Origin of the sequence: Phocaeicola faecium (assembly GCF_014837055.1) — a bacterium.
GTDB classification, from domain to species: Bacteria; Bacteroidota; Bacteroidia; order Bacteroidales; family Bacteroidaceae; genus Phocaeicola; species Phocaeicola gallinarum.
Genome location: NZ_JACSPQ010000034.1, coordinates 1 through 1,450 on the forward strand (window position 1 = coordinate 1; position 1,450 = coordinate 1,450).

Sequence of the window (1,450 nt, forward strand, 5' to 3'; positions counted from 1 at the left end):
CTTATATTTGATGTGCAAATTGATCCGAAACGCGATTTAGAAGACGCAGTATTCACTTTCGTCATTAATAGCGAAGTAGGAGAAATCGTATTCCGTGTGGCTTCCGACGATAAAAACGTGAACGTGCCAATTGACTTCACTCAAGGACATCGTTCCACTGTGCATCTGGAAGTGGATAATATCTTCCCCAATGGCATCTTCTCCGTGCAGTTGGCCATCAAACGAAGCGATTGTAGCGAGAACTACGTGATGATGAACAACGCGCTATTGTTCGAAGTGCATGCTCCCGTAGATGTAAGCCAGAACTGGAAACCGCCTTTCAGCTTTACCGTAGGAGTGTGATGGCATGCGGTATGGACTGTTCAGTTATCATACGGAAAATATTGGTGACGAGATTCAAAGTATTGCTGCTCGTCGATTTCTCCCCGCAGTAGATGAATACGTGGACCGAGACAACGTGGGCGCTTGGCTGCCAACCGAACCCACGAAAATTATCATGAATGGCTGGTATATGCATCCGCCATATGCTTGGCCGCCTGTATCCGATGGCATTGACCCTCTGTTGGTCTCCATGTACATCGATCAGGCTGATCCAAATGTGGAGCGGGCGTTCTTTAGCGAGGAAAGTATACACTACTTAAACGCATACGGTCCGGTAGGCGCACGCGATCTCTCCAGCTTGGAATTCCTGCAACAGCACGGTGTGAACGCTTATTTCTCTGGTTGTATGACACTTACGTTGCAACGAGATCCCGACATCCCACGCGGTGAATTCATCTTGGCTGTGGACGTTCCACAACCGGTCGTTAGTATGATTGAGGCTCATACTGATCGCCCCGTTATTCAATCTTCACCTTACTATGACGCTGACATGTCAAATGAGGATCGCTTCGCGGTAGCGGAGTATTTCCTGTATCTGTACCAGTCGGCACACGCCGTGGTGACCACGAGGCTGCATGCCATGTTGCCGTCGCTGGCTTTGGAAACCCCAGTGTTGTTAGTCAAGGATCACCTCAAATATGATTCTCGTCGTTATGCAGGACTCGACTCATTGGTCAACAGCCTCACAGACGAGGAATATTTGGAGGATTACAGTAAGTACGACGTCGATACTCCGCCGCTGAATCCCGATGCCTATCTGGATTTGCGCGTACCACTGATCGAGCGGGCTTCCTCATTCACTGGATATAATAATAACCGTACGTTCCGTACTATCGATTTCTCGAAACTCGCTCACAATGAATCCTATGTGCGTACGTTCGTGCGAGGGTTTTCGTCGTTGAACCGTGCAGCGTTGCTTTGGGGTGACAAAGCTTGGCTCGAGGAGCAGAACGAGGACCTGCGGCATGTGGTCGGAAGACTAGAAGCGAACATTACTTCCGCGAATAAAGTGATTGATGATTTGCGAGCCCGAAATAGTCAGCTGGAACAGACATTGACAGGTGTATAC

2 protein-coding genes are annotated in these 1,450 nt (G+C 49.0%); both read left to right on the plus strand.

Annotated elements, in window-relative coordinates; translation table 11 throughout:
• A partial coding sequence (locus H9626_RS15690) for a Wzt carbohydrate-binding domain-containing protein (protein WP_225231014.1) occupies positions 1–342 on the plus strand: 342 nt, incomplete at its 5' end.
• Positions 343–346: 4 nt separating this feature from the next.
• Positions 347–1,450: polysaccharide pyruvyl transferase family protein (locus H9626_RS15695; RefSeq protein ID WP_191710816.1), on the plus strand; the 1,104-nt coding region annotated here is incomplete at its 3' end.